The organism is Campylobacter majalis, assembly GCF_905120465.1.
Lineage (GTDB): Bacteria > Campylobacterota > Campylobacteria > Campylobacterales > Campylobacteraceae > Campylobacter_A > Campylobacter_A majalis.
The window spans coordinates 30,487-54,770 of the sequence record NZ_CAJHOF010000013.1 but is presented as its reverse complement, the minus strand read 5'-3'; the positions used below and the strand labels follow the sequence as shown (position 1 = coordinate 54,770).

Here is a 24,284-nt window from a genome sequence, read left to right as displayed (position 1 = left end):
CTAGTTATTTAAATGCTCCAACTAATGACAATGAAATTTACTCAGGTCCGACTGAGACTACTTTATTAACACCGATTGGGGTGGTTGGGAATAGTGGGAAAGTGGCTGGTGTGGGAGTTGCTGGAAAAGTCAGCGAAGGCAGATTAACTGGTAATATTGCAAAAGAGACAATTACAAACAATTGGCATAAATCCACATTTGGTTCGGTTGAAGAATCTATGAGTTATCATCTATTAAAACACGGAAAAGGTAGAACCCTGAAACAATATACGGAAGATGCAACAAATTTTTATAATAAGAATAAGCAACTTGGTAAAAAAGTTATCTTAAAAGACGGTACAGAAGCAATTAAAATTCAGACTGGCACAGGTAAAAATAAAATTGGTGGCTATTGGACAAAAGATGGAAAAATAGTTACATTTTGGGATTAATATGTTTAAAATAGAACAAGAATATAAAAAAGTAATGGAAACAGAATTTCCGCCCATTCCGCAAGAAGATGAATTGTATGATTTATTTTCCGAACTAGCAGAACTAGATGGGTTTGTTATGGGGGCTGTTTCGTCGTTTATAAAACAAGGTAATTTAGATATAAATATTGTTAATTGTAGAAACGAATTTGATAGACTTTTATCTGATGTGCATATTAAATCAGGAGAATTAGATTTGCTTGTTAAGTATAAACAAAAGCTAGATAAATTGATACTCTTGTGCAAACAAAAAGATAAAGAATTAAATAATAGGAAGCTTAACTAGACCAAATTGGAAATAAAATAAAAAAATATCAAAATTTAAAGGCAAAAATAGTGGTAGTATCGATGAAACTAATTAAATTTCTAAATTTAATATTTTTGGTAATATTACTATTTTTTCAAACTACATCAAACGCTAGTTTATTGCTAAACTCCAAAATCACAAGTGTAAATTATTCAAATTCACAAAACCAAGGTTATTTATCAAGTAAAACTCTAGCTACTATAGGGCAAGGAAATCTAAATATAAAAGATAAAGATAGTTCAGATGATACAGATAGACTAAACATAGATACAAAAAATATAAACAAAGAGCTATACTCTACAAACATATCATCAAATGTAGATGCTAGTGTGGATATGAGGTTATTTACAAAAGATAGTAGGAAAGAAATAGAAGATGATTATAATAAAGCTACGGCTATTACAAAGGCACTAGAATATGTTATTAAAACTGGTGACTTGTCATTTAATAAAAAAGTAGGTGATAATATAGCACAATACCAAACATCAAAATTTATGTCTCCTTATTTAGAGCAGATACTCCAAGATAAAAGCATAAGCATAAATGAAAAAACCAAGCTTATAGAACTTATAAAGGATAAATTCTCGTCTAACATAAAGATGCTATAATACAAGCTAACGATCCAGCCTAAACATTTCAAACATAAAAAATTAATTAAATTTTTCACAAAATTTATATAAAATATCCGCTTTAAAGGTGTGAAAATGGACTTTTTTGTAGTTGTTGAATCTATTGGCATGGCTTCGGCGTCTATTAGTGGATATTTGTTTGCTGTGAAAAAAGGGTGCGATTGGCTTGGTGTTTTTGTAGCGGCATTTCTTACTGCACTTGGTGGTGGGGTGCTTAGAGATGTGCTTGTTGGACGCGACATTTACAGCTTTACGCACTATATGCCATGCGTTATTGTTTTAGTAATGATAGTTGTGGCAAACAGGGTTAAATTATATAGTAAAAAAGAACGCATTGAGAAAAAATTTGTGTTTATTTTTACGGACGCAGTTGATGTTATTTGCTTTTCAATTGTTGGTGCGATAGTAGCAAGTGAGCATGGATATAACGTATTTGGCGTAGCATTGATTGCTTTTAGTAACGGCGTTGGAGGCGGTATTTTACGCGATATTTTGCTAAATGAAGTTCCGTGGTTTTTATCAACTGGGCTTTATGGAACGATTAGTATTGTGGTTGGAGTGCTGTATTACGTCGCATTTTGCTTGGGTTTTTCTAGTTTGTTTTTCACGATTTTTTTACTGATATTTGGTATAATTTTTAGATTATTAGCATATTATAGGGGCTGGTCGCTACCGCTGTTAAAGGATTGAAAATGTATCTTATGAACACATATTTAAGGTTTGATGTTGGTTTTGTGCATGGCAAAAACTCGGTACTTTTTGATAAAAAGGGACGCGATTATATAGACTTTGCTTCTGGAATAGGAGTAAATGCTTTAGGATATTCAAATCAGCTAATTACAGATGCCATCATAAAGCAATCATCACGTCTGCTTCATACTTCAAATTTATATCACATCAAACCACAAGAAAAACTAGCAAAACGTATTTCAAAACTACTCGGATATCAAACTTATGCATTTTTTTGTAACTCTGGTGCTGAAGCAAATGAGTGTGCGATTAAACTTGCTAGAAAATATGGCACTGAGAAATTTGCACAAAAACGATACGAGATTATATCGCTTAGCAACTCTTTTCACGGTCGCACTTTGGCTACTTTAAAGCTAACAGGACAGGATAAATTTCATCCAGAAATTTTTGCACCGTATATTGATGGATTTAGTTTTTATGATACGATTGATGAGATTATTAAAAACTTAAGCGACAAAACAGCAGCCGTAATGATAGAGCTAGTTCAAGGTGAGGGTGGGATAAAATCGCTTGATAAAAACGAAGTAAAACGCTTAAGCGTAGAGTTAGAAAAACGCAAAATTTTACTCATAACAGATGAAGTGCAATGCGGCATTTATCGAACCGGCGAGTTTGTAGCATCAAAGCATTATGGCATAGAGCCAGACGTTATCACGTTTGCAAAGGGGCTTGGTGGTGGAGTTAGCATAGGTGCTTGCGTTAGTAAGCATAATATTTTTACGCCAGGCGATCACGGCTCGACATTTGGCGGAAATTTCTTAGCAACCGCTGTTGCAAATGCGACACTAAAAGAGCTAAAAAGGCTTAAAAAATTGGGCGAGATTGATGATGTAATAAATGAATTTAATCTATATTTGGATGAAATTTTGACTGACTTTGGTGAAATATTTGAGAGAAAAACTGGGCTTGGCTTAATGCTTGGGCTTGAAGCAAAGCAGGGCGTTGATTTAGCAAAGATTATGAAGTTGGCGTTAAAACAGCGAGTTTTAGTGCTTAGATCTGGAGCAAAAACATTAAGATTTTTGCCACCACTAAACATCAGTGCAGATGAGATGAAACTTGGCTTTGATAGGCTAAGATTGGCTTTAAAACAGCTATAAATTTTAGGTGGATTTTGTGCTTGATAAATCCGCCTTTTTGTTTTTATGGGCAAAAGCTTTTTAATGGCTAAAATTATCATTTGTAATTAGCATCAAGGCTCTTAAATATACAAAATCTATAAGCTTATTAAAGCTAATTATAAAAAACTCTGTTTAAATATAGCCCTTGTGGTGGAGCTGGAATGCGAGTGAGAATTTTGGTGTTTTGCAGCTGGGCTTTTAGCAACTCAGATGAGTTTTTGTATTTTAATGATTTTAGCAAACACGCAACCATAAGCCTTACTTGCCCACGCAAAAACCCATTTGCTTTAAATACAATAATCGTTTTATTTTTATATTCGTAGCAAAATGCTTTTGAAATTTCTCTAATAGGACTTTTTGTATCGCTTCCAGTTTTCATAAATGAGCTAAAATCGTGAGTGCCGATGAAATTTTGAAGCACTTCATTTGCTTTTTTGATGTCAAATTTTGGCATATATACGACATAATCAGACTCAAACACACTAAACTCATCATGGCTTATAATGTAGCGATAAGCTCTGGCTTTAGCGTCAAAACGCACTTGAAAATTTTCGCTTACTTTTTGGATTTTTTTTATATGTATATAGGGGTGTGCATGGCAATTTATCAGGGATTTTAGTCGGTTTAAATCGCTAAAATGCTCACCGCACCTAACGCAAACAACTTGATTGTTTGCATGAACCCCCTTATCGGTGCGTGAGCTCGAGCTAGGTTTTTCATATATACCAACACGACTTAATGCAGTGCTTAGCACATCTTCAACGGCATTTTGGTGTGGCTGTGTTTGTGAGCCTTGAAATTTTGAGCCATCATAGCTTATAATTAGTTTTATTTTCATTAGTATTTTTTTGCAATTTTTTGTAAATATACTATAAATGAGACGAATAAAAAGCTAAAAAATACAATTGGAATTGCGATTTGTGTATGAGAATTTAGCAACATGATTAATGCAAAATACGCAAACAATACACTAAATGTGCCAATATAAACCATTCCTCGATCGTATCTGTAAGTCACTATTCCAAAACTGATCGCAAATAGCGTAGAAGCTAACGGAAACAGTGCAACTAAAACGTAGGTGATTAGGTCTTTTCGTCGTTTTTTGTTTGTTAGTGCTTGTTGCCAGTATTCTTTTATGCTATTTACTTTATCTATTGAGTTATCTTGTATGGTGCGTATTTTCATACTTTTAAAGTTGCTCTTATGAAAAACTATGCTTGATATATCATATATTGTTCCATCGTTTAGTTCAAGTTGTATGCCTGTGTTTTCATTTGATATTTGTGCATTTTTGGCTAAAATTAGGCGATTTTCGTTTGAATTATACATCGCGATATCTTTGTATATTGTTTTATCGTTTTTGGTATCTTCGTCACTAATATACACTATCCAATCTGAAAATTTTTGCCCAAATTCTCCGCCTTTTAAATTTAGCTTGGCAATAGTTTTTTTATAATTTATAAAATTTGTATTTAGCTCAGCTGCTTTTGGAATTAGTGCTAATGCGATAATTAGCAGCAATATAGACAAGACGCCAGATAAAATCATAAAAAATTTTGCTATATGTTTTGGAGAATGCCCTAATGTAAAGATTACTATACTTTCGTTTTCTTTAGATAGCCTAAAAAGCGTCATGCTAAGTGAGACAAAAAATGAAATTGGCAAGACAAAGAGCAAAACACGTGGCAGCATAAACAAATATAGCTTAGCAAGCTCAAAAAAAGTAACTTCAATATATGATGTTATTCTGGCAATCTGTATAAAAAACACAATTGACATTATTAAAAATAGTGTTGAAAATAGTGAAGCAAATGTGCCTAGAAAATTTTGTAAAATATATAAATTTACTCTACTCATAAAAGATATCCTAATGCTATGGCGAAATATTTTTCAAATATAAAAACCAAATAAAGGCTAACCGATAAGAATGGCACAAATGCTAATTCGTAGTTTTTGCGTCCTATGACGGCATAAAACGGCAATGTTAAAACTGCTGCAATATAAATAGCCACAAGACCGAGTGCGTATCCAAGTATAGCCCCAATAACATATGCGATAAATATATCTGCCACCCCCATTGCCTCACGCTTTAGTGCTTTGCTTACCATTAGTCTAAGCATCCAAAATGCAAACGCAAACACAACTCCGGCTAACACATTGTGATAAAATGGTATCTCTTGCCATACATTGTTTGTGATTGCGTATGCAGTCGATAAGACAATGCCGATGTTAAGCAATATTTCTGGAACGGCTTTGTATTGTATATCAATCACGCTTAGCGAATAAAGTGTGATAAACAACAGACCAAGTAAGGCTATTTCTATGACCTCATTTAAATTTGGTGTGAAAAAGTGCGTAGATTTACATGCTATACTTACCATTATAAATGCACATATTATTTCACTAGCTGGATAAATAATGCTTATTTTTTTATTACAATATGCACATTTTCCGCTAAGAAATATCCACGATAAAATTGGTATATTGTGGTAAAATTTAAGCTTTTTTTTGCAATTTATACAAGAAGACGCTGGAAAAACTATGCTTTTATTTCGTGGCAATCTGTAAATTAAAACATTGGAAAATGAGCCCATACAAAGACCAAGTATAAAAAATATCGAGCAATTAAAAATCTCCAACGCACTCATTTTAAAGTCCCCCAAACCTACGATTTTTGTTTTTAAAATCTTTGACAATTATATCTAAATGTCCTGAATTAAAATCTGGCCATAGCGTATCAGTAAAGGCAAACTCTGCATAACTAGCCTGAAAAAGCATGAAATTTGATAGTCTAAACTCACCACCAGTTCGCACCAGCAAATCAATATCGCATGGCTCATCAAGTGCTTGTTTTATGCTGTTTTCTGAAATTTCAGTATTGTTTTGCATTAGTTTTTTTACAGCCCTTGTTATCTCGTCGCGTCCGCCATAGTTTATGGCTAGATTAAGCTTTAATCTTGAGTTGTTTTGTGTTAAGTTTTTTAATATTTTTATCTGCTTTTTTAACTCATCACTAAATGGTGTAATATCGCCTATGGTTTGAAATTTTATGCCATTGTTTATAAATTTTTCTTGGCGAGAAATTAAAAATTTGTTTAGCAAATTCATTAAAAAATCAACTTCGCTTTTTGGACGTTTCCAATTTTCGGTGCTAAAGGCATAAAGGCTTAAAATCTCAATATTATTGTTTATGCAATATTCACACATATCTTCAACTACCAAAGCCCCAACCTCGTGCCCATTTGTCCGTAAAAAACCACGTTTTTTAGCCCACCTGCCGTTGCCATCCATTATTATAGCTAGGTGTTTTAGCTCATTCATTTTCATCCTTTAAAATCTATTAAACTATTATTTTTGACCCATAAGGGTTTGACGTCGCTTACTGCTATTTCACATTCAAAACTGTTATTTAAAGCCTTTGCCACTTTTTTAAAAGGCGTTGTTATTTTTTTAAAATCACTAGCTTCTAGCTCAAATAAAAGTGGAGCAAAATTGGAAAATACTAGATAAATTTTTGTATAATTTTTTTGTTTTTTGTATTGAAAAACTCCTAAATTTTCACTATATTTAAAGCCTATATTTATTGTGTTGTTTTGCAATGCAAGAAGCATGTTTGCGTATATTTCAAAATTTTCTTTTTGGCTACACGTGAGTAAATTTTGCTTTAAATACTCATAAAGCCACGCCGTATCAGGCTCACTTACAAGTCGTTCAATCAATAAAAGCCCATCTTCTAACACCATAAAATCAAAACTAGGTTTTTGATAAAGTCCGGTTATTATAATATTGTCGCTATTGCTGCTGATCTCTCCCCAATATTCAGCACCCACGTTTAGCTGTTTTGCACTTCTTGTGTTTAGGCTTTTATTGGCAAAATTTAAAATATAGCGATTATGTCCGATTTTTTCAGCTACTTTTAGACTAATTGGTAAGCTCGTGTTAAGCTCAATTGTTTTTGATTTAGTATTTGTTAGTTTTTGGATTTTATTTATTGCGTTTATCATAGATTGCCTGATAATTCCACTATTTTCTTGGCTAAATTTTCTTTTGTGTCATGTGATAGCAGTGTCTGGCTATTTTTTGTAATAAATGTTATTTCGTTCATGTCTGCACCAAATATTACACTATCACTCATTATATTTAGACATATGGCGTCTAAATTTTTATTGTTTAGTGTTGCTTTGGCATCACTAATGGCTGTGTTTTTATCTGTTTCTAATTTAAAGCCAATTTTTTTGCATTTATATGCTTTAAGTTCGCTTAAAATATCTATATTTTTAACAAGCCAAAGCCCCCACTTTTCGCCTAAGTCTGATTTTTTAAGTTTTCCGTTAAAATCATTTGCACTTACGTAGTCGCTAACTGCCGCACTCATAATTAGCAAATCCGCATCTTTGCACTTTTGCTTACATAAATCTAGCAAATCTTTAGTATCGTGAAAATTATGACATGGGTAAGGAAGTGCTTCGTAGCTCACGTGTGATAACAACGTCACATCAGCACCAGCATAATAAAATGCGTCAGCCAAAGCTTTTGACATTTTACCGCTTGAGTGGTTTGTAATAGCCCTAACATCATCGATTTTCTCGGTTGTTCCACCGCCTGTTATGACGACCTTTTTGCCTATTAGTGTTTGTTTGCTTAGGGCTTTTTTTACTTCGTAAATTATCCTTTTGGGTTCAGCTAAAGCACCTTTTCCAAGATCTCCACAAGCTAAAATTTTAGTAAGTGGCTCAATTACGCTTACTCCATTTTGCTTTAAAATTTCGATGCTTTTTTGTGTAGTAAAATGCTCTAGCATCTTATTATTCGCTGCTGGTGCTATTATAACTGGTGCGTCTGATGCGATTAGAGTTTGCAAAAAGACAGTGTCGGCTATGCCATTTGCGTATTTATTTATTGTGTTTGCCGATGCTGGTGCAATCAAAACAAGATCGCATTTTGCATATTCTATATGGCTTAGTTTTTCTTGCCATTTTTCATTTACGCTTGATAAAATTTCATGATTTGTGAGTGCTTCAAAGCTTAAAGGATTTGTAAATTTTAATGCCCCATCGCTTAGCATCACACGCACATCTGCACCTAATTTTTTAAGGTGAGATAAAATTTCATAAGCTTTATAAAATGATACAGAGCCGCAAACTGCTAGTAAAATTTTCTTATCTTTTAACACTTTATTTCCTTATGATAATTTCTTAGCTTGATTTAAAAATGAGTATTTTTGTAAGAAATTTAAAATAAATTTTGTAATTTTGGTTATTTGTAAGTATGCTTTGTAAAATTTATATAACTTGGTGGTTTTGGCTATATTTTTTGTGCTTAAATACATTAACATATGCGATTTTACTCACTCTTTGTTTTTGTAAAATATTTATAAAAAAGACCAGGTTTGTTTTGTTGCTTTACTCGCGACATGGCTAAAGCACCACTTGCAACGTCATTTGTGATTGTGCTTCCGGCTGCAATTAAGACGTCATCGGCAATATTTACAGGTGCTATAAGCTGAGTATCTGAGCCAATAAAGACATTTTTGCCTATGATTGTTTTATGTTTTTTTGTCCCGTCGTAGTTACATGTTATAGTGCCACAGCCAACATTTGTGCCTTTAGCTATCTCGCAATCCCCAAGATAGCTTAAATGTCCAGCCTTAACCCCATCTAGTATGCCTTTTTTAATCTCGACAAAATTTCCAATATGAGTTTGATTAATGATAGAATCTGGACGAATATGAGCCATTGGACCGATGTCTGAGTTAGTGATTTTGCTGGCTTGAATTACACTTGATGATTTTATTATGCTATTTGTAATTTCACATTCACCATGTATGCAAACGTTTGACTCTATCTCGCATTCACCTTGAAATTTTGCCCTTACATCGATGAAAATTGTTTCAGGCAGATGCATTGTGACGCCTTGTTTCATTAGCTGTGTTTTTATGCGATTTTGCATTATTTTTTCAGCTTCGCTAAGTTGAAATTTATCATTTACACCCATGAAATTTTGCTCATTAACATCGACACTAACGCATTTTAGCCCCATTTCGTTTGCGATTTTAATGGCGTCTGTTAGATAATATTCGTTTTGAGCATTTCTGTTATCAATTAGTGGCAAAATTTTCTCTAAAATTTCTGTTTTAAAGCAATAACATCCAGCATTTACACGTTTTATTGCTTTTTGCTCTTGTGTGGCATCTTTTTCTTCAACTATACCCACTACAAGATCATCTTTTTGTATTACTCTGCCATAGCCAAATGGCTCATCGGTGATAAAGCTACTCATGACAACATCGCCATCTTTGCCAGACAGTGCTTTAAGCTCATCAGCCGTGATTAATGGCATATCTCCACATGTTATTAATACTTTTTTGCTATTAAAATTTATGCCTTTTAGTGCTCCAGCCGTGCCAGGGAAATTTACTAAATCTTGTATGTAAAATTTTAAGTTTGGAAATTTTGCTTTAATCTCGTCCATTATTAAGTCTTTTTGATGATAAAGCACTACACTTACATTGCTTGTTAGCTCATATGCTCTATATAAGGCGTGTTCTAGCATACTTATGCCACTTATTTTATGCATGACTTTTGGTTTGTTTGATTTCATTCTGGTGCCTAGACCGGCTGCTAGAATTATGACTGAAATTTCGCTCACATTTTACCTTAGTGTTGATTTTAATCTCAAATAATATCAAAAATTTGCTTGAATTTATCCAAATTTTAACTAAATATTAATAAAATAGGTAGTTTAATCAAAATTTTAAAGCGAGATAAATATGGACTTAGGAACCGTCGTCGGTTGGGTGTTGATAATGGTATTGCTTTTTGGTGCTATGGCAATAGGCGTTGGTATAGGACCTTATATAGATATACCTTCGGTAATGATTGTTTTTGGCGGAACGATTGGCTGTTTGATGGTTGGCTTTAAAATGGAGCAACTAAAAAAATTATTTACCTTCATGGGTGTGGCGGTAAAACCACAGCAAATTAATCTACAAGAAACTGTTAAAAAAATTGTTGAATATTCAACAAAGGCTAGGCGAGATGGAATTTTAGCACTAGAAAACGATGTAAATAATGAAGTAAATTTATTTTTAAAAAAAGGCTTATCAATGGCAGTTGATGGCAATGAACCCGATGCTATAAGAGCTCTTTTAGAAATAGAAATGGATCAAACTAGTGCAAGACATGGTGCAAATATTAAAATTTTCGATCAGGTTGGAGGTTTTTCTGGTGCCATGGGAATGATAGGAACATTAATCGGACTTGTTGCGATGCTTTTAAATATGGCTGATCCTTCAGCAATCGGTCCTGCTATGGCGGTTGCGTTGCTTACTACATTGTATGGTGCAATGATAGGTAATATACTTGGTGGTCCAGTTGCAAATATTTTAAGCATAAGAAACGAAGATGAAATACTTGAAAAACAAGTTGTATTAGAAGGCATTATGGCGATACAATCAGGCGATAACCCAAGGACATTAGAGAGTAAGTTGCTATCGTATTTGCCACCAAAAGATAGAAAAAGTCAGTTTGAATAATGGCAAAGTTAATAAAACCTGAAGAGTGCCCTAAATGTATGCCTGGATGGCTTGCGGCGTTTGGCGATTTGATGTCGCTACTGCTTTGCTTTTTTGTTTTGCTATTGTCTATGTCAACAATGGATGCCAAGAAACTAGAATACGCCGTTGGATCATTAGCAGGAGCATTATCTGTGTTAGATGGTGGTGCTAGACCAGAGGTGCAAAGAGAGCAAGAGACGGAGCTGGAATCTCAAGTAAAAAAGGAGCGTTTGGAGGCAAAATCTCAACACAAGGATGCCTCTCAAGCAGTCAAAGCCATAAATGAACTACTAAATGTGGCTGGTTCGCCGGAGATTACTATGCGAGATACAGAAGACGGTTTTATTGTCAGGCTTCCAGCTAGTTTGCTTTTTGCTCAGGGTAGAGCAGAGATACAAAACGATGATGCAAAATTATTTTTAAAGCGCATATCAATGATAGCTGCAAAGTTGCCACCAGATGTAGATGTGGCGGTTGTGGGTCATACTGATGATTCTGCGCCAGATATTAATTCTTTATATAAAGATAATTGGAATTTATCTACTGCTAGAGCGATATCTGTAGTAAATGAACTATTAAAAGACGGGGTGGATCCAAAGCGTCTAGTTGCTTCTGGACGTGCTTCGTATGAGCCTGTTGCACCAAATACAAGCACTAGTAATAAAGCCTTAAATAATCGTGTTGAGATTAGATTTGTCTCACTTGATAAAGAGAAAAAAGAAGCTACGCAAAAAAGTGTGCTTGATAAATGATTAGATATCTTGTTGTTATAATGGTATTTTTAGGCGTATTAAATGCCGAAGATATCGTGCAAGTCCCTACTATAAATTTAAGCTTGTCGGCTCCAGATACTCCATCGCAATTAGTTACATCGCTAAATGTTTTAATTGTGCTAACAATACTTACTTTAGCGCCAGGGCTTATATTTATGGCAACTAGTTTTTTGCGCTTGATTATAGTTTTCTCATTTTTGCGTCAAGCCATGGGAACGCAGCAGATGCCACCAGCCATGCTCTTGATATCGCTTGCAATGGTGCTTACATTTTTTATTATGGAGCCAGTGGCAAAAAAGAGCTATGATGAAGGCATTAGACCATATTTAAGTGAGCAAATTGGTTATGAAGAGGCTTTTGTGCGAGGCGTAAAGCCATTTAAAGAATTTATGATTGCAAACACAAGAGAGAAGGATTTGGCGCTGTTTTATCGCATAAGAGAGTTGCCAAATCCAGCAAATATTGATGAAATTTCGCTTAGTATTGCAATGTCAGCTTTTATGATTAGTGAGCTTAAGACGGCTTTTGAAATATCATTTTTGCTCTATTTGCCATTTTTGGTAATTGATATGGTGGTTAGCTCTGTACTTATGGCTATGGGTATGATGATGTTGCCACCTGTTATGATCTCGCTTCCTTTTAAGCTTTTGATTTTTGTATTGGTCGATGGTTGGAATTTGTTAGTTGGTAATTTAATTAAAAGCTTTGTATAAATGAAATATTTAATAATAGTTACTATTGTTTGGGCTTTTAGTTTTAGTCTGATTGGTGAGTTTTTAGCTGGGCGAATTGATAGTTATTTTGCTGTATTTGTGCGTGTTGCATTGGCTAGTTTGGTATTTTTACCATTTACTAAATTTCGCAATATCAGATTTGATTTACAAATTTCACTAATGGCAATTGGTGCAGTGCAAATTGGCATAATGTATCTTTTTTATTATAACTCTTTTTTATATCTTAGTGTTGCAGAGATTGCTCTTTTTACTATTTTTACGCCATTTTATGTGACTTTTGTTTATGATATTTGTTTAAAAAGGTTTAGGGCGTTATATCTAATAAGCGTTGGTATTGCAGTATTTGGTGCATTTGTTATTAGATATAACGATATTAGCAGTGACTTTGTGATTGGATTTTTGTTAGTTCAGGGTGCAAATTTGTGCTTTGGCGTGGGGCAAAGTGCCTATAAGGTGCTCATTGAAAAACATGATTTAAAAAACCAGAGTGAAGTGTTTGGATATTTTCATTTTGGTGCGTTTTTTGTGACTCTTTTTGCATTTTTGACGTTTGGAGATTTTGCCAAAATTTCAGTTGATTTTACTCAAGGTTTGATTTTGTTGTGGCTTGGCGTAGTTGCTAGTGGGATTGGATATTTTATGTGGAACAAAGGGGGAGTTAGCGTAGATAGTGGAGTGCTTGCTATTATGAATAATGCTCTTATTCCAGTAGCCATAATTGTAAATTTGATAATATGGCAAAAAGATATTGAATTTATTAAACTATTCTTAGGAAGTATATTTATAATTTTATCTTTAATAATACATGTAAAAATAATGAGATTTTATAATAAACAATAGTGTTACTTTAAGTTACATTTTTGCATTGATAAAATTTAAATTACCATATTTTTATATAAATTTAAAATAAATATTTGAATATGCATTCATTAGATATTGCTTAAATTATCTACACTTTTAAAGTAATTAAAATTTTGTTTGCTTTTGGATTATCATGTAATGGCAAACATTTATAGAAAAGTTTTATTTTATTAAAATATATATTTTATTATTAATATTTAATTATTTAATAACAATATGGATTTTATAAACAAACCATAAACAAAATTTTAAATTTCTAATATTTATACTTAAGTATACTAGAGCTTATTAGTAATGTAAGCACAAAAAAGAACCTATATTGCCTTAAAACATATAAAATTTTGTCTTTATATTAAACGACAATTTAAATATTGAAATTAAGCTACTACAAGCTGTAATATAAATTCTTAAACTATTTTTATATGTTACAAATAGTTACATTTGTGTTTATAGCAAATTTATCTTTTTTGATATTCAAAATCTTTTAAAATCCCTAAAAATAGGCTTTATCAACTCAAATAGGTAAAATAATATACTTAAAATTAATTTATAAAAATAAATTAATTTTTTAATTTCAAAAAGATAAAATACTTTTTTTAATAGATTTACAACTGAAAGTTTATGTAAGATAAGTTTTAAGCCTAAACTTAAACTTACTTAAGTTTTTAAATGAAACGAACGATCTTTATAAGAAGGAGAAACACATGCATACCATGTTGGCATTTTTGCCTATTATCGTCATTTTGGTTATGATGATTGGTTTTAAGCTTAGTTCTAAAGTTTCGCTTAGTACTGCTGCTGTTTTGGCCGTCATTATATCGTTGACTGCATTTGATTCAAATGCGGGTGCCACGAACGTTTCTGCGTATGTCCTTTATGGATTTTTAAAGGCGTTTGATATCTTGGTTATCATTTTTGGTGCCATTTTGATATTAAATACCATGAAGTATTCAGGGGCTATGACAGCTATTAACAATGGCTTTAACAAAATTTCAACCGACCGTAGGGTTCAGGTTTTAATTATAGGTTGGGCTTTTGGTGCGTTTATTGAGGGTGCGGCTGGTTTTGGAACACCTGCGGCTTTGGCAGCTCCATTGCTTGTGGGTTTAGGCTTTCCTGCTCTTGGTGCAGCTCTTGCAACTTTATTGCTCAATAGCTCTCCAGTTAGCTATGGTGCGGTTGGTACGCCTACGTTTGGTGTTCAGCAGACAGTTGAAAAACTAGTTGCCGCAGATGGCGGAAATTTAGACGCATATATGACAACGGTTAGCTCATATACTGCCATCATCCACTCAGTTGGTGCGATATTTATACCATTCTTAGTTGTTATGATGATGACAAAGCTATTTGGTAAAAATAGAAGCTTTGGCGATGCGTTTGGAGCATTACCATTTGCTTTACTTGCGTCAGTTAGTTTTATAGTTCCTTACTATTTGGCGGCTAAATTTACTGGTATTGAGTTACCTGCACTTATTGGTGGTCTTATATCTCTTGGTATTCTTGTTGCCGCAGCAAAAGCGAAATTCTTAACTCCAAAAGACAATTGGGAATTTGCTCCACGCCCTGAATGGCCTGAGTTTTGGATAGGCTCAACTCAAGCTAGCGAAAGTGCAGAGAAAAAAGAAGATACTCAAAGCAAGAGCATGTCTTTATTTACGGCTTGGTTGCCATATGTGCTTATTTCTCTTATTTTGGTTGTTACACGTATTCCGGCTATCGGACTTAAGCCGATACTTCAGAGTTGGAAATTAAGCTTTGATCCTATATTTGGTGTAGCAAATACAGCTTATAGTTTTAGCTATGGCTATTTGCCAGGCATTATACCTTTTATCTTGGTTGCTATTATTACGATATTCTTGCATAAAATGAGTGCCAAGGATGTTAAAGCTAGCTGGTCTGTGACATTTGCACAGGTTTCAAAGGCGGCTATTCCATTAGCAGCTGGTTTGGCGTTAGTTCAACTTATGTTAAACGTTGGTGTAGTTGGTGCTGAGAAAAATTATACAATGCTTCAATTAATGGCTAAGTTTTTTGCAGATATCTCAGGACAAGGATATGTAGCCGTGGCTCCATTGGTTGGTGTTCTTGGTTCATTCTTCTCTGGGTCAAATACGGTTTCAAATTTCCTATTCTCAGGTCTTCAATATGAAACGGCTGTGCTAGTAGGACTTAAGACAGAAGTTATCGTTGCACTTCAAAATGTTGGCGGTGCGATAGGTAATATGGTATGTATAAACAACATCGTTGCAGTTTGTGCGACTGTTGGATTATTAGGCAAAGGTGAAGGCAGATTGCTTACTTACAACATAGCACCTTGTATATTCTATGTTTTATTGGCAGTTTGCATCGGAGTGATATTACTTTAAAGGAGAAAAAATGAGTAAAAAAGTTTATTTTTTCGCTACTTGTTTAGGTTCTGCTGTAATGGGCAGAACTGTTATAAGTGCCATTAAGCTACTTCAGCGTGAGGGCATTGAGGTTATTTATAGAGAGAAACAAACCTGTTGTGGTCAGCCTAGCTATAATACAGGTTATTTCGAAGAAACTAAGAAAATAGCTTTATATAACGCAAAGCAATTTAGCGAAAACTATCCTATAATCGTGCCAAGTGGTTCTTGTGCTGGTATGATGGTTGAAGATTATGGTGAGTTGTTTCATGGCGACAAAAATGAAGCATTTATGAAAGAATTTAGCTCTAGAATAATTGAGCTTGGTGTGTTTTTAGATAAACACTTGGGCGTAAAATATGAGGATAAGGGTGAGCCGATTAAAATCACATGGCACACAAACTGTCACGCACTACGCGTATCTCATACAATACAAAGCTCTAAAAATTTATTGGCACAACTTAAAAATGTTGAGTTGGTTGATTTAAAATACGAAGAAGAGTGCTGCGGATTTGGTGGTACGTTTGCCGTAAAAGAGCCTGACATTTCAAACGCAATGGCGATTGAAAAGATAAAAGACATAGAAAATGCTGGTGCAAAATACGTAGTATCAGGTGATGGTGGATGTCTGCTAAACATAAGCGGAACACTAAAAAGACAAAATGCAAAAACACAAAGTATGCATTTGTATGACTTTATACTAAAAAGAATTGAAGGAGAAAGGCTATGAATCATGAAAAAATAGTCCGTGAAAAACTTCAGGATCAGCAATTAAGAAACAACTTATTTAACGCAATGCACACATTGCAGACAAACAGAAAGAATTTATTGGCCAATAAATTTGAAGATTGGCAAGGTCTAAGAGACAAGGCTAAAAAAGCTAAAGACAATGCTTTAAATACACTAGCTGATAGACTTGAAGAGTTTGAAAAAAATGCTACAGCTAATGGTTGGAAGGTGCATTGGGCTAGAAATAGCAAAGAAGCCTGTGAAATCGTGTATAATTTGATGAAAGAGAAAAACATTGGCAAAATTTTAAAACAAAAATCAATGGCTAGTGAAGAAATTCATCTAAATCATTATCTAGAAGATAAAGGGCTAGTGGCTTTAGAAACAGACCTTGGCGAAGTAATTATTCAGTTAGCACACGAACCGCCGGTACATATCGTTGTTCCAGCTATTCATAAAAATCGCTACGAAATTGGCGAACTTTTCCATGAAAAAATACCAGGTGCTCCAAAAGAGCATGAGCCTGAGAAACTAAATGCTATAGCAAGAGAACATATGAGAGGCGAGTTTAAAACCGCACAAATGGGACTATGCGGTGCAAACTTTGCACTTTCAAGCGAGGGGGCTGTTTGGCTTGCTGAAAATGAGGGAAATGGTAGAATGTGTACCACTATAACTGACGTTTTAGTTAGTATATGTGGTATAGAAAAGGTTGTTGAGACATTTGAAGACGCAGCGGCTTCGGCTACATTACTAGTGCCATCTGCAACAGGTCAGTTTATAACAAACTACAACAATATAGTTTGCGGACCTAGACGTGAGGGTGATTTAGATGGTCCAACAGAGTGCCATATTATCTTGCTAGATAATCACAGAACAGATATCTTGGCACATGAGGATTATTATGGTGCATTAAGATGTATTCGTTGCGGTGCTTGTATGAATTTCTGCCCTGTTTATGACAAGATAGGCGGACACAGCTATCAAGCAGTATATCCAGGACCAATTGGAGCTGTTATAAGCCCACAAATTTTTGGCATGGATAAAAATGGCGACGTTGTAACACTATGTTCTTTATGTGGACGCTGTAGTGAAGTTTGCCCTGTTAAAATTCCATTAGCAGAGATGATTAGGCAGCTAAGACGTGATAAGATAGGTCAAGGTAAAAATCCACCACATGGCACAGAGAAACTTGAGAAGAATGTGATTGAGAAAATGATATTCTTTGGATTTACTTACATCTCTACACATGGCGGACTTTGGAAGCTTGGTATGAGCAATGCAAGATACTTTAATGGCATAATTCAAAGCCAAGGCAAGAGAATTCCTGTGTTGAAAAACTGGTTTGAATTTAAAGATTTAGATCAGATTGATTTTAATACATATGAAAATGTTAAGAAAATGCCGGGGGTGATCTATGGGTAGTAGAGAAGATATTTTAAGAGATATAAGAGTAAAAGGTCAGAGAATAGCTAAGGCTGATGGACAAAAGACTCCAGATGCAGTTGTTCATATAAAAAACGATGAAAACATGTATAAGGAGTTTATAACTCGTGCAGCTGAAAATAAAGCTTTTGTTGTTGAGAGTAGTCTTGAAAATTTAGCTAAAGACATAAACGAAATTTTCAAAAAAGAGGGTGTAAGTAGCTTAATATATCCTGAAGGTCTTCCAGTAAGTGTAGATAATCTTGATATAGCTGGTAAGTTTAAATTTGACAAGCCAATTGACGGATTTAAGTCAAACATCTTTGATTATGATGTATCAGTTGTAAATGTTCGTCACGCTGTAAGTTCTCATGGTGTTTGTTGTATAGCTTCATCAAAAGAGCAACCTAGACTTTTAAGCTTAACTCCAAAAGTTTGCATAATGCTAGTAAATAAAGAGTGTATTGTAAAAAGCTTAAGCGTAGCGTTAAACACGATAAAAGAGGCCGAAGGTGGCAAATTACCTACAAACGTAGTGTTTATCTCAGGTCCTTCGCGTACGGCTGATATCGAGCTAGTGCCAGTGCTTGGTGTGCATGGATCACAGATAGCTTACGTAGTTACATACTAAAATTTTGGCAGAGTAATCTGCCAAAATTCACTTATTATTCATTAAAAATTTCCTAAAATAATATCTGCAAATACAAAAATATTTAAAATTTTAAATTAAAATACATAAAAATATAAAATGGAGCTTTATGAAAAAGATTTTGTTTGTTTTGATTGCTGTTGTGGCTGGATTTTTTGTTTATCAAAATTTTGCAAAAAAGAGCGTTGCGACTGAGTATATAACCAAAAAAGCTTATAAAGGAACTTTGGTTAAAAAAGTCGAAGCTACTGGCGAAATATATGCTACTGAGCTAGTAAACGTAGGTGCCCAGGTAAGCGGACAGATACAAAAGCTGTATGTAAAATTAGGCGATAGTGTAAAACAAGGCGACATGATAGCTAAAATAGATGATAAAACTCAAAAAAACGCAGTAGATAATCGCAAGGCTCAGCTTTTAATCTACGAGGCACAATTAAATAGTGCAAAAGTGGCTTATGATATAGCAAAAACTCAATACGAGCGTGAAAAGATACTATTTGGCAAAGATGCGACATCAAAACAGGAGTATGAGGGTGCAAAAAATGCTTATGCAAGCACAAAAGCACGGATTAAAGAGCTACAATCAAGCATAAACCAGGCTAAAATTTCACTAAATACGGCTGAGATAGATTTAGACTACACTAAGATAGTTGCACCTCGTGATGGCGTGGTGGTTTCGGTATTGGTTGAAGAAGGACAAACTGTAAATGCCAATCAAACTACACCAACAATTGTTTATATAGCTGATTTATCAAAGGTAAATTTAAAAATGCAAATTGCAGAAGGCGATATAACTAAAATAGGTATAGGAACTAAAGTTGAATATTCAATTTTATCAGAACCAGATATTAAATTCCAAGCAAAAATCACTTCAATAGACCCTGGACTAACTACGCTAAGTGATGGCAAATACGCTTCATCAAGCACCTCAAGCACAGGCTCATCTACTTCATCGGCAGTGTATTATTACGCACAGAGTTTGGTTGATAATCATGATGGAATTTTACGTATTGGTATGACTACGCAAAATTCTTTATTTGTAGCCGAAGCAACAGATGCTATTATCATCCCAACAATAGCTATAAAAAGGGATGGTAAAAACTCATATGTAAGCGTTTTAAACGATGATAAAAGCGTATCAAGACGCGATATAAAAATAGGCATAAGCGATGGATTAAACACGCAGGTATTGCAAGGCGTGAGCGAGGGAGAAAATGTCATAACTTCGCAAGTTAGCAGTGACGAGATAGCTAAAATGGTTAAAAGCGAACGTAGAGGTCCGATGTGATAGAGTTAAAAAATATAACTAAATCTTTTAAGATAGGCGATAACGATACGCAGGTATTGCATGGTATAAATTTAAGCATAAAAAAAGGCGAGTTTATAGCCGTCATCGGTCAGTCTGGATCTGGAAAATCGACTTTAATGAATATACTTGGTTGCCTAGATAGCCCAAGTAGTGGAGAGTATTTGCTTGATGCTTTAGATATCTCACGGCTTGGTTCTGATGAGCTTGCTAAATTAAGGCGTGAGAAATTTGGCTTTATTTTTCAGCGTTATAATCTAATGGCTACTATGAACGCACTTGCTAACGTTGCACTTCCTAGTATCTATGCTGGTGTTAGTAAGCACGATAGAGAGGATAGGGCTATTGAAATTTTAAGCACTCTTGGACTTGGCGATAAAATACATAGCTATCCAAACAAACTAAGTGGCGGACAACAGCAGCGTGTTAGTATCGCTAGAGCGCTTATAAATGGCGGAGAGATTATACTAGCTGATGAGCCAACTGGAGCACTTGATAGTAAAAGTGGCGAGATTGTTATGCAGATATTAAAGGATTTGCACAAACAAGGACACACCATAATCATAGTCACACACGATCCAAATATTGCCGCACACGCAAATAGGGTGATTGAGATAAAAGATGGCAACATACTTAGTGACACTATAAAAAATGATGAAATTTATCAAAAAACGAGCAAAAAACTATCGCAAAAATCAAAATTTACATATTACAAAGATCAATTTATTGAAAATTTTAACATGTCGGTTTTGGCGATACTAGCACATAAGCTTCGCTCTATTTTAACGATGCTTGGTATTATAATTGGTATTACGGCAGTTGTTAGCGTTGTGGCTTTAGGGCAAGGCTCACAAGAGCAAATTTTAGCTGGTATTCGTAAAATTGGCACAAATACGATAGATATTTTCCCCGGCAAAGGATTTGGCGACATGAGAGCAAATCAGGTAAAAAGCTTAAGTATAGGCGATGCAAAAATGCTAGAGCAACAGAGCTTTTTAGACTCAGTTACGCCAAATACATCAACAACTGGAACACTTACTTATCAAAATATCTCGGTTTCGGCTACGCTTAGAGGAGGCGGTATTAATACTTTGGCTGTAAATGGTATGAAAATTGAAGCTGGACGCATGTTTAATGAAGATGAGCTAGATGAGTCGGCCAATGTTGTTGTGATAGATCAAAACACCAAAATAAGTGTTTTTAAGGGCATTAACCCAATTGGCGAAATTTTGTTGTTTAACAAAAAACCATTTGTTATAATTGGGGTTATAGCACATAGCGATAATGCCTTTGGGGATAATAGTGTGCTTCGCATCTATACGCCCTATTCAACCGCGATAAACAAAGTCTCTGGCGATAAAAATATAAACTCAATCACAGTAAAAGTAAGCGATGAGATAAATGCACAAGTTGCTGAAAAAAGCCTAACTGAACTACTTAGCGCAAAACATGGAAAGAAGGATTTTTTTACACGAAATTCAGACAGTATTAAAAAAACTGTTGAAGAGACTATTTCTACTATGCGATTATTGATTTCATCAATTGCTGTTATTTCATTGATAGTTGGTGGTATAGGAGTTATGAATATCATGCTAGTTTCGGTTACTGAGCGAACGAAAGAGATAGGTATAAAAATGGCTATAGGGGCTAGAGCGTCAAATATATTGCAGCAGTTTTTGATTGAGGCGGTTTTGCTTTGTTTGATTGGTGGCTTGGCTGGGATAGGCTTGTCATTTGTTGTTGGATATGTGTTTAATAATTTTATAGACGGATTTAGGATGATTTTTTCAAATACATCTATATTTGTAGCTATAACAACATCGATGCTAATAGGAATTGTTTTTGGTTATATGCCAGCACGAAATGCATCAAAGCTAAATCCGATAGAAGCACTTTCAAGGGAGTAGGATGAGAATTTTAAGTATTGTATTTTTGATTTTATTATCGGGGTGTGCTGTAAAAAATAGGGATCTTATCGTGCTTGATATAAATCAAACTGAGCAAGTTAAAATCGATGAAAAATGGTGGTTGGGATATAATGAGCCTGTATTAAATGAGCTTATAGACAAAGCTTTGCGTGAAAATATTGATATTGCAAAAGCGATTTTAAATATACGCAAGGCATTAGCAAGAGTTGGTGTAAGTGAGGCAGCACAGCAGCCAACGCTAGGAGCTAGTTTTGGTGCTAATACGAGCAGAAATTTAAGCATAAATGATAGTTTTGCAAGTAGATACTCAAACAATTTTACTTTAAATTATGAACTTGATATATGGGGCAAGTTGGCAAATGAAACCGAGGCTTTAAAATTTGAAGCAAGTGCGAATAAATGGGATAAAAAAGCACTTGAGCTAAGTGTGATAAATGGCGTTATTGATAGCTATTTTCATATACTATATTTAAACGAGAGCCTAAAACTTTATACACAAAATTTAAAAAACTATAACGATTTGCTTGAAATTTCAAACATTAAAGTAAAAAATGGTAAAGATGAAGCAATAAGCCCAAAACAGATAAAAAGCCAAATTTTAAACATACAAAATCGTATAATAAATGCAAATATAAGCCTTGATAATGCCAAACAGACGTTAAGAAATTTATTAAACTTGCGACCAGATTATGAGTTTGAGTTTAAAGATGGTCTTGATGTTGAGTTAATTGGTGTAAATTTGGATGTGCCTATATATGCCATATCAAATCGTCCGGATTTAAATGCGGCGATTGATAGGATAAATTCGGCACTTCTTGATGTAAAAGTAAGCAAAAAGAGTTTTTACCCCAGCATAAGTTTGGGTGCTAGTTTGAGTGATAGCGATGATAAATTTAATAAAAGCTTTGGTTTTAATATACTTGGTGGCAATGTTAGTATAAACTTGCCTTTTTTAAATTATAAGCGTTTAAAACAAAATTTAATCATAAGCGAAGTTGTGTTTGAGAGCATGAAACTAGAGTATGAAAAAACTTTAACATCTGCATTAAATGAGATAAATACGGCATATAAGCAGTTAAAAAATGATAAAATTTTATATAAAAACTATAAAACTCAGATTAATAATTATGAAGACATAAGTGAAATTTATAAGCTAAAACAAGAGTATGGCAAGATAGAGATGAGGGATTATTTAAGTGCAAAAAACAACGAGATAGAGGCGAAAATAACGCTAATAAATCAAAAATATAAAATTTTATCTGATGAAAATATGATATATAAAGCAATGGCTGGTAAGATAATATTTAATTAAAATTTGATTTTTATTAAATATTAAAATTAATGTAACTTATTTATTATTTTTTTATTTGATTTGAAGTTAAAATTTTTTATAATGCGTCAAATTTAGAATAAAATAAAAGGGATAAGATATGCTTAAGCCTGTTTTTGTTTGGGGTCAAGAGTTTGAAACCGACTTTAAAAAGATTGATGCCGAACATAGATATTTGGTTGAGCTTATTAACTCTTTAGGCAACAAGCTATCTAATTCAAGACCTACTTTTGAGGATATAGATCCAGTTTTTAGTGAGCTTGTTGAATATACAAAGTATCATTTTGTAAATGAAGAAACTATAATGAAAGAAGCACGTGTCGATCGACGCCATGTTACAGAACACGTCGAAGCCCACAGAAACTTTATCACAGAAATAGCCGAACAATACAGTATGATAGATCGTCAAAATATCAAGGAAAGTGCTAAAAAATTACTCGATTTTTTGGTGCAATGGCTTACTTTTCATATACTTGGAGTAGATAAAAACTTAATTACACAAATTAGACTTATTGAATCTGGGAGCTCGCCAGAAGAAGCGTTTAATGAGATAAATGGTGTAAATCACGAGCAACTAGATACTCTTGTGCGTTCGTTTAATGGTGTTTTTAGTGTCTTAATGAAGTATAATGAAGAGCTTTTGGGACTAAAGAAGTCTCTTGAAGAAAAAGTTGAAGAGAGAACTCTGGAGTTAAAAGAAGCAAATGCTCAACTTGAAGAGATGAATAAACGTCTAGAAACGATAGCCATGAGCGATCAGCTAACGGGACTATCAAACCGTCATAAAATTATGAGCGAACTTAGTAGATATTGGGATGAATACACAAGATACAATACTCCACTCTCAGTCATAATGATAGACTTAGATAATTTTAAATGCATCAATGACACTTATGGGCATGATGCTGGAGATCAGGTGTTAAAAACTTTTGCCAAAATTTTAAGTTTTAGCATACGCACTGATGATTTGGTGTGTAGGCTTGGCGGAGATGAATTTTGTGTGGTTTGTCCAAATACCGATATAAATGGAGTTACCACGCTGGCAAATAAAATTCATGAGAATTTAGCTGGTATTTGTGTGCGTTTTGACGAAGGTGGCTGGGAGGGTTCGGCGAGCTTGGGTGTTGCAACTACAAATAAATCCATGAAGAACAAAGAAGATTTACTAAAAGCATCTGATAAAGCAGTATATGAAGCAAAAAAACTTGGCAAAAATAAAGTGTATGTGATAAGATCTTTTAATTAGCTTTTTGATGTGAGTTGTGCTTAAAGCTGTGGCTATAAATTTTAAATAAAGTCTTAAAATCATTTTGGTTAATCTAAAATTTTA

The 24,284-nt window shown here is 34.1% G+C and carries 24 protein-coding genes and 1 pseudogene; 17 read left to right on the top strand and 8 right to left on the bottom strand.

Going from position 1 to position 24,284, the window contains the following annotated elements; genetic code table 11:
• The 5 genes from LQU93_RS07160 to LQU93_RS07140 form a co-directional block, all read left to right on the top strand.
• A partial coding sequence (locus LQU93_RS07160) for a hypothetical protein (RefSeq protein WP_229933202.1) occupies nt 1-431 on the top strand: 431 nt, incomplete at its 5' end.
• Between the two features lies 1 nt (nt 432).
• A complete protein-coding gene (locus LQU93_RS07155) occupies nt 433-756 on the top strand; it encodes a hypothetical protein (protein WP_229933201.1) in 324 nt (107 codons plus the stop codon).
• 62 nt (nt 757-818) lie between these two features.
• Entirely contained in the window at nt 819-1,385 is a 567-nt protein-coding gene (locus LQU93_RS07150; protein WP_229933200.1) for a hypothetical protein, read from the top strand.
• Between the two features lie 96 nt (nt 1,386-1,481).
• Nucleotides 1,482-2,096 carry a trimeric intracellular cation channel family protein gene (locus tag LQU93_RS07145; RefSeq protein WP_229933199.1) on the top strand — a complete coding sequence of 205 codons (615 nt, stop codon included), beginning with the start codon at nt 1,482-1,484 and terminating at the stop codon, nt 2,094-2,096.
• A gap of 2 nt (nt 2,097-2,098) precedes the next feature.
• Nucleotides 2,099-3,256, top strand: coding sequence for an acetylornithine transaminase (locus LQU93_RS07140; protein WP_229933198.1), 1,158 nt, complete (start codon nt 2,099-2,101; stop codon nt 3,254-3,256).
• 133 nt (nt 3,257-3,389) lie between these two features.
• Here the strand turns inward: LQU93_RS07140 and truA are convergent, their stop codons facing one another.
• The 8 genes and pseudogenes from truA to glmU form a co-directional block, all read right to left on the bottom strand.
• Nucleotides 3,390-4,115 carry a tRNA pseudouridine(38-40) synthase TruA gene (truA, locus tag LQU93_RS07135; protein ID WP_229933197.1) on the bottom strand — a complete coding sequence of 242 codons (726 nt, stop codon included), beginning with the start codon at nt 4,113-4,115 and terminating at the stop codon, nt 3,390-3,392.
• The gene (locus tag LQU93_RS07130; RefSeq protein ID WP_229933196.1) at nt 4,115-5,134 is read right to left on the bottom strand and encodes an LptF/LptG family permease; all 1,020 of its coding nucleotides are present in this window, start codon (nt 5,132-5,134) and stop codon (nt 4,115-4,117) included. Before LQU93_RS07130 ends, truA begins: the two co-directional genes overlap by 1 nt.
• Nucleotides 5,131-5,658, bottom strand: coding sequence for a prepilin peptidase (locus LQU93_RS07125; protein ID WP_418884075.1), 528 nt, complete (start codon nt 5,656-5,658; stop codon nt 5,131-5,133). Before LQU93_RS07125 ends, LQU93_RS07130 begins: the two co-directional genes overlap by 4 nt.
• A gap of 42 nt (nt 5,659-5,700) precedes the next feature.
• Nucleotides 5,701-5,871, bottom strand: a pseudogene (locus tag LQU93_RS10115) (prepilin peptidase); the annotation flags it as partial.
• Nucleotides 5,872-5,926: 55 nt separating this feature from the next.
• The gene (uppS, locus tag LQU93_RS07120) at nt 5,927-6,598 is read right to left on the bottom strand and encodes a polyprenyl diphosphate synthase (RefSeq protein WP_229933194.1); all 672 of its coding nucleotides are present in this window, start codon (nt 6,596-6,598) and stop codon (nt 5,927-5,929) included.
• Nucleotides 6,599-6,600: 2 nt separating this feature from the next.
• Nucleotides 6,601-7,281 carry a hypothetical protein gene (locus LQU93_RS07115; protein WP_229933193.1) on the bottom strand — a complete coding sequence of 227 codons (681 nt, stop codon included), beginning with the start codon at nt 7,279-7,281 and terminating at the stop codon, nt 6,601-6,603.
• A complete protein-coding gene (coaBC, locus tag LQU93_RS07110) occupies nt 7,278-8,450 on the bottom strand; it encodes a bifunctional phosphopantothenoylcysteine decarboxylase/phosphopantothenate--cysteine ligase CoaBC (protein WP_229933192.1) in 1,173 nt (390 codons plus the stop codon). Before coaBC ends, LQU93_RS07115 begins: the two co-directional genes overlap by 4 nt.
• A 170-nt stretch (nt 8,451-8,620) precedes the next feature.
• Nucleotides 8,621-9,925 (bottom strand): bifunctional UDP-N-acetylglucosamine diphosphorylase/glucosamine-1-phosphate N-acetyltransferase GlmU, encoded by a 1,305-nt coding sequence (gene glmU, locus LQU93_RS07105; protein ID WP_418884073.1) that lies wholly within the window; start codon nt 9,923-9,925, stop codon nt 8,621-8,623.
• Nucleotides 9,926-10,046: 121 nt separating this feature from the next.
• Between glmU and LQU93_RS07100 the strand changes: the two genes are divergently transcribed.
• The 12 genes from LQU93_RS07100 (at nt 10,047) to LQU93_RS07045 (ending at nt 24,200) form a co-directional block, all read left to right on the top strand.
• Nucleotides 10,047-10,811, top strand: coding sequence for a motility protein A (locus tag LQU93_RS07100; RefSeq protein ID WP_229933191.1), 765 nt, complete (start codon nt 10,047-10,049; stop codon nt 10,809-10,811).
• Entirely contained in the window at nt 10,811-11,584 is a 774-nt protein-coding gene (locus LQU93_RS07095; protein ID WP_229933190.1) for a flagellar motor protein MotB, read from the top strand. Before LQU93_RS07100 ends, LQU93_RS07095 begins: the two co-directional genes overlap by 1 nt.
• A gap of 20 nt (nt 11,585-11,604) precedes the next feature.
• Complete coding sequence (gene fliP / locus LQU93_RS07090) at nt 11,605-12,318, top strand: flagellar type III secretion system pore protein FliP (RefSeq protein ID WP_418884074.1); 714 nt, start codon at nt 11,605-11,607, stop codon at nt 12,316-12,318.
• Nucleotides 12,319-13,179 (top strand): DMT family transporter, encoded by an 861-nt coding sequence (locus tag LQU93_RS07085; protein WP_229933188.1) that lies wholly within the window; start codon nt 12,319-12,321, stop codon nt 13,177-13,179. It begins immediately after the preceding gene.
• 725 nt (nt 13,180-13,904) lie between these two features.
• Entirely contained in the window at nt 13,905-15,566 is a 1,662-nt protein-coding gene (locus LQU93_RS07080; RefSeq protein ID WP_229933187.1) for an L-lactate permease, read from the top strand.
• Nucleotides 15,567-15,576: 10 nt separating this feature from the next.
• Nucleotides 15,577-16,317 carry a (Fe-S)-binding protein gene (locus LQU93_RS07075; RefSeq protein WP_229933186.1) on the top strand — a complete coding sequence of 247 codons (741 nt, stop codon included), beginning with the start codon at nt 15,577-15,579 and terminating at the stop codon, nt 16,315-16,317.
• The gene (locus LQU93_RS07070) at nt 16,314-17,741 is read left to right on the top strand and encodes a LutB/LldF family L-lactate oxidation iron-sulfur protein (RefSeq protein ID WP_229933185.1); all 1,428 of its coding nucleotides are present in this window, start codon (nt 16,314-16,316) and stop codon (nt 17,739-17,741) included. The genes LQU93_RS07075 and LQU93_RS07070 overlap by 4 nt, the downstream gene beginning before the upstream one ends.
• Complete coding sequence (locus LQU93_RS07065) at nt 17,734-18,372, top strand: LutC/YkgG family protein (RefSeq protein ID WP_229933184.1); 639 nt, start codon at nt 17,734-17,736, stop codon at nt 18,370-18,372. The genes LQU93_RS07070 and LQU93_RS07065 overlap by 8 nt, the downstream gene beginning before the upstream one ends.
• 127 nt (nt 18,373-18,499) lie before the next feature.
• Nucleotides 18,500-19,678 carry an efflux RND transporter periplasmic adaptor subunit gene (locus tag LQU93_RS07060; RefSeq protein WP_229933183.1) on the top strand — a complete coding sequence of 393 codons (1,179 nt, stop codon included), beginning with the start codon at nt 18,500-18,502 and terminating at the stop codon, nt 19,676-19,678.
• A complete protein-coding gene (locus LQU93_RS07055; RefSeq protein WP_229933182.1) occupies nt 19,675-21,603 on the top strand; it encodes a MacB family efflux pump subunit in 1,929 nt (642 codons plus the stop codon). Before LQU93_RS07060 ends, LQU93_RS07055 begins: the two co-directional genes overlap by 4 nt.
• Before the next feature lies 1 nt (nt 21,604).
• Nucleotides 21,605-22,936 carry a TolC family protein gene (locus LQU93_RS07050; RefSeq protein ID WP_229933181.1) on the top strand — a complete coding sequence of 444 codons (1,332 nt, stop codon included), beginning with the start codon at nt 21,605-21,607 and terminating at the stop codon, nt 22,934-22,936.
• A gap of 118 nt (nt 22,937-23,054) precedes the next feature.
• A complete protein-coding gene (locus LQU93_RS07045; protein ID WP_229933180.1) occupies nt 23,055-24,200 on the top strand; it encodes a GGDEF domain-containing protein in 1,146 nt (381 codons plus the stop codon).
• The last annotated feature ends 84 nt before the right edge of the window (nt 24,201-24,284 follow it).

Coding starts and splice junctions, on each gene's coding strand:
- LQU93_RS07155 (WP_229933201.1), top strand. CDS start 433: ATGTTTAAAATAGAACAAGAATATAAAAAAGTAATGGAAACAGAATTT.
- LQU93_RS07150 (WP_229933200.1), top strand. CDS start 819: ATGAAACTAATTAAATTTCTAAATTTAATATTTTTGGTAATATTACTA.
- LQU93_RS07145 (WP_229933199.1), top strand. CDS start 1,482: ATGGACTTTTTTGTAGTTGTTGAATCTATTGGCATGGCTTCGGCGTCT.
- LQU93_RS07140 (WP_229933198.1), top strand. CDS start 2,099: ATGTATCTTATGAACACATATTTAAGGTTTGATGTTGGTTTTGTGCAT.
- truA (WP_229933197.1), bottom strand. CDS start 4,115: ATGAAAATAAAACTAATTATAAGCTATGATGGCTCAAAATTTCAAGGC.
- LQU93_RS07130 (WP_229933196.1), bottom strand. CDS start 5,134: ATGAGTAGAGTAAATTTATATATTTTACAAAATTTTCTAGGCACATTT.
- LQU93_RS07125 (WP_418884075.1), bottom strand. CDS start 5,658: ATGGTAAGTATAGCATGTAAATCTACGCACTTTTTCACACCAAATTTA.
- uppS (WP_229933194.1), bottom strand. CDS start 6,598: ATGAATGAGCTAAAACACCTAGCTATAATAATGGATGGCAACGGCAGG.
- LQU93_RS07115 (WP_229933193.1), bottom strand. CDS start 7,281: ATGATAAACGCAATAAATAAAATCCAAAAACTAACAAATACTAAATCA.
- LQU93_RS07100 (WP_229933191.1), top strand. CDS start 10,047: ATGGACTTAGGAACCGTCGTCGGTTGGGTGTTGATAATGGTATTGCTT.
- LQU93_RS07095 (WP_229933190.1), top strand. CDS start 10,811: ATGGCAAAGTTAATAAAACCTGAAGAGTGCCCTAAATGTATGCCTGGA.
- fliP (WP_418884074.1), top strand. CDS start 11,605: ATGGTATTTTTAGGCGTATTAAATGCCGAAGATATCGTGCAAGTCCCT.
- LQU93_RS07085 (WP_229933188.1), top strand. CDS start 12,319: ATGAAATATTTAATAATAGTTACTATTGTTTGGGCTTTTAGTTTTAGT.
- LQU93_RS07080 (WP_229933187.1), top strand. CDS start 13,905: ATGCATACCATGTTGGCATTTTTGCCTATTATCGTCATTTTGGTTATG.
- LQU93_RS07075 (WP_229933186.1), top strand. CDS start 15,577: ATGAGTAAAAAAGTTTATTTTTTCGCTACTTGTTTAGGTTCTGCTGTA.
- LQU93_RS07070 (WP_229933185.1), top strand. CDS start 16,314: ATGAATCATGAAAAAATAGTCCGTGAAAAACTTCAGGATCAGCAATTA.
- LQU93_RS07065 (WP_229933184.1), top strand. CDS start 17,734: ATGGGTAGTAGAGAAGATATTTTAAGAGATATAAGAGTAAAAGGTCAG.
- LQU93_RS07060 (WP_229933183.1), top strand. CDS start 18,500: ATGAAAAAGATTTTGTTTGTTTTGATTGCTGTTGTGGCTGGATTTTTT.
- LQU93_RS07050 (WP_229933181.1), top strand. CDS start 21,605: ATGAGAATTTTAAGTATTGTATTTTTGATTTTATTATCGGGGTGTGCT.
- LQU93_RS07045 (WP_229933180.1), top strand. CDS start 23,055: ATGCTTAAGCCTGTTTTTGTTTGGGGTCAAGAGTTTGAAACCGACTTT.